Here is a 3,794-nt window from a genome sequence, read left to right as displayed (position 1 = left end):
GCCGGGCTCCACCGCGTCTCCTTCTTGCACGACCGCGGTAAAATGCCCGCCCTTGAGCTGGGACGTATCGATGCCGATGTGAAGCAGCACCTCGAGCCCTTCCGGTGTCGAGATCCCGATGGCATGCATCGTCGGGTACAGGTGCATGATCGTCCCGTATACCGGAGACACGAGCTCCCCTTTCTCCGGCATGAACGCCACCCCGTCTCCCACCAGCTTCGCGGCGAAAATATGATCGGGCACTTCTTCGATCGGGATCATTTTCCCTTGGACCGGCGCGCTGAACAGCACCTGCGGCAAATCCCGGTGCAGCAGCTTGTTCACTTCCTCGCGGATCAGCTCCGAATAGGTGCCGAATACGACCTGCACGTTGCCGCCGCCGAGCTTGATCAGCCCCGCGGAGCCGAGCAGCTTCAGCGCATTGCTGTCGATCATGCGGTCGTTCTTGACCGTCAGCCGCAGCCGGGTGATACAGGATTCCACCTGAACGATGTTGTCCTTGCCCCCGAGCGCTTCCAGAATGAGCGGCGCCTGATAAGGGATGTTGCCTGCCCAGTCCTCCAGCGTGGAGCCTTCCTCGCGTCCGGGCGTCGGAATTTGAAACCTCCGAATGGCCCAGCGGAACAGAAAATAGTACACAAGGCCGTATCCGAGCCCGATCGGAATAATCAGAAGCGCGTTATGCGACAGATGGAAGTTCAGCAGATAATCGATCGCCCCTGCGGAATAGGAAAACCCGTGATGAATATCGAGCGCATACGTAATCCACATCGCGATCCCCGACAGGATCGAATGCAGGATGAACAAATAAGGCGCTGCGAACAAGAAGGCAAACTCGATCTGTTCAGACACCCCTGTCAAGAAGCAGACCAAGGCCGCTGTCAAAAACGTCTTCTTGACCTTCGGCTTCAGGTCTTCCCGCGCTTCCTGGATGATCGCCAAGGCGATGCCCGGCAGTGCGAACATCATAATAGGGAACAGTCCGGCCATAAATGTACCGGCGGTCGGATCCCCCGCAAAATAACGCGGCAAATCCCCCTGCACGATGCTGCCCGACGGGGTTTTGTAAGTTCCCAGCTGGAACCAGAAAACATTGTTGAGCAGATGATGAAGGCCGAACGCCGTCAGGATCCGGTACAAAATGCCGTATAAAAACAGACCGAATCCGCCCATATGCGCCATGAGCATGGTCAGCTCGTTCAGCGCCTTCTGCAGCAGCGGAGCGATAAAGACCATCACCCACGAAAACAGGGCGGAGAACAGCCCCATAAACAAAAGCACGAAGCGCGAGCCGCCAAAAAACTGGACAATCTCAGGCAGCTTGATATGTTTATACCGGTTATAGGCAGAGCCGGCGATCATGCCGAAAATGATGCCGATCAGCGTGGAAGGCTGAATGCCACCATTACCCAGATGCCTCGTAATTTGATCATAGATAAACATCCCGGCCAGAGCCCCAAGGCCAGCCGGTCCTGCCTGGTTCGCCAGACCCCAAGCCACTCCTACCGCAAACAGATACGGGAGGAAATAAAAAATACCCTGTCCTGCCCAAGTGCACACCTCTGCGACGCCCGGCAGCCCCCAGGCTGCCCATGGCAGACTGCCGACACACAGCAGTATGGCGGCCGACGGCAGAACCATCGTAGGCAGCATCACTGCTCTGCCGAGCTGCTGCAGCGATCCAAGCCAGTTCAAGACATGCACTCTCCTCTCAACACACACACATATTTAAAATGGTACGCGTTGTTCAACTTTTTGTCAAAAAGAAAAAAGGACCTGCAGATTGCTCTGCACGGCCCTGTCTTGCCTCGTATTCAGGCGAAGGTATTATCCGTTCTTTGGCCGGGACGGTTCGGCCGGGTTACGGAGTCCTCCACCTTGATGCAGCGGTCCATAATGACCCGCATGCCGTTCTCTTCGCCGATGCTGGCGGCTTCATCGTTGACAACGCCGAGCTGCAGCCACAGTACCCGTGCGCCGATGTCGGCAGCCTCCCTCGCCACGTCCGCGCAGTATTCGCTGCGCCGGAACACATCGACAATATCGACGGGTTCAGGAATGTCTTTCAGCGAGGCGTAGACCGTTTCGCCAAGGATGGTTCCCTGAACGGTCGGGTTCACGGGAATGATCCGGTAGCCGCGCTGCTGCATCGCTTCCGCAATCATGTAAGAAGTGCGGTCCGGCTTGTCGGACAGGCCGACAACCGCAATGTTGCCGGCCTGCTCCAGAATTTCCTTGATTTCTTCCCGGGTCGGATTTTCAAATGACATCGTTCATCCCGCCTTTGCTCTATTTTCTTCAATAATCGGATTTACTTGTACTTATAGCTTATGAGTTACTTTACCCATTCCACCTGGGCGCCAAGCGCCTTCATATGGTCGAAGAACTGCGGGTACGATTTGGCGACGTGGTGCGCATCCTTGATTCGCAGCGGCTGCTTGGAGCGCAGGCCGACGATGGTCAGCGCCATGATGACCCGGTGGTCGTAATGGGCGTTGATCTCGACGCCCCCCTCGACCCCTTCCGGCCGCCCGTGGACGATGATCTCCGCCTGGCGCTCCTCCACGTTGGCCCCGGCTTTGCGAAGCTCGGCCAGGTAATCGGTGATGCGGTCGCATTCCTTGTAGCGCAAATTTTCCACATTATAGAAGCGGGAGGTTCCTTCCGCAAACACGGCGGCAGCCACCATGGCCAGCACGGCATCCGTGGCCGCGTCCCCGTCAAACTCGACGGCTTTAAGCTTCCCATTGCCGCGGACATGGACTTCGTCGTTCTCATGCGTCAGGGGAGTCTGCATCATCTGAAGCACGTCGACAACCGCGCGCTCTCCCTGCTTGCTCTGCACCGGCAGGCGCTTGATCAGCACGTCCGATTCCGTGACCGCCGCCGCCGCCAACACTGCCGCCGATCCAGGGTAGTCGCCCTGCACAGTATAGGTTTTCGCCTGATAGGACTGGTTGCCGGGAACGCGGAAATGCGTGTAGTCGTCGCTGGCATGAATGACGATCCCTGCCTGCTCCAGCACTTCCAGCGTCTGACCGATGACGACTTTCGATTTCAGGTCGCCCGTGACCTCAATCTCGCTGTCCTCCGCCAGCAGCGGTGTCAGGAACAGCAGAGAACTCAAGTACTGAGAGCTTACTTCGCCTGATACTGTAATTCGGCCGCCTTTCGCCTGCCCGCCGCGAATCGTGATCGGCAGGCGTCCGTTGTTGTGCTCCACCTGCACGCCGATTTGCTCAAGCGCGGTGATCAGGTCGTCGTGCGGGCGCTTGCCCAGCGAGTCCGGATACGTATTGACGAACGTCACCTCCGGGCAGAGGGCGGCGGTTCCCATCAGGAAGCGCAGCACCGCGCCGGCGTTGCCGACGTTCAGCTCCTTGACGTCGCGCGGATGCCTACCGAAGCCGGTAATGACGGCCTTCTCGTCGTCTTCGACGAGCGTGGCGCCGAGGTCCTGGATACAGCGGCGCATTGCGTCGCTGTCCTCGCTGTGAGCCGGGAAGTATACCGTGCTTGTCCCTTCGGCCAGCGCCGCCACCAGCAGGTAGCGGGTCGTATAGTTTTTGGATGAGAGAGCTCCGATTTCCCCGCTCAGCCGGGGAGTCGGATGTACGATCATGTCCATGTGTAATCTCCTTTGCACTAGTCGGTAGTATGGCTCTTCCCGCGGGTCTGTCCGGATTGACAGCCGATTTACTGCTTGGGTATCATAGGTGATGAACAGTATGATTACAGTCGAAAAGNGGTTTTAACATTGTCAATGTTTCGTGAAATGAGCCTTCTGAGGTGAG

The 3,794-nt window shown here is 57.7% G+C and carries 3 protein-coding genes; all 3 read right to left on the bottom strand.

The genetic code is table 11. The annotated features are described in order from the left end of the window. Positions 1-1,695, bottom strand: a 1,695-nt coding sequence (locus CPT76_RS22920) for a glucose PTS transporter subunit IIA (protein ID WP_105444564.1), incomplete at its 3' end; no start/stop codon positions are given. A 119-nt stretch (positions 1,696-1,814) separates the two neighbouring features. Next, positions 1,815-2,270, bottom strand: coding sequence for a CoA-binding protein (locus CPT76_RS22915; RefSeq protein ID WP_105444563.1), 456 nt, complete (start codon positions 2,268-2,270; stop codon positions 1,815-1,817). A gap of 65 nt (positions 2,271-2,335) precedes the next feature. Continuing rightward, positions 2,336-3,628, bottom strand: a complete 1,293-nt coding sequence (gene aroA / locus CPT76_RS22910) for a 3-phosphoshikimate 1-carboxyvinyltransferase (protein ID WP_076169900.1) — start codon at positions 3,626-3,628, stop codon at positions 2,336-2,338. Between the last annotated feature and the right edge of the window lie 166 nt (positions 3,629-3,794).

It is taken from the genome of Paenibacillus sp. AR247 (assembly GCF_002968895.1).
Taxonomy (GTDB): domain Bacteria; phylum Bacillota; class Bacilli; order Paenibacillales; family Paenibacillaceae; genus Paenibacillus_AQ; species Paenibacillus_AQ favisporus.
Note: the sequence above shows the minus strand (reverse complement) of the source record. Positions and strands in the feature narration are given on the sequence as shown.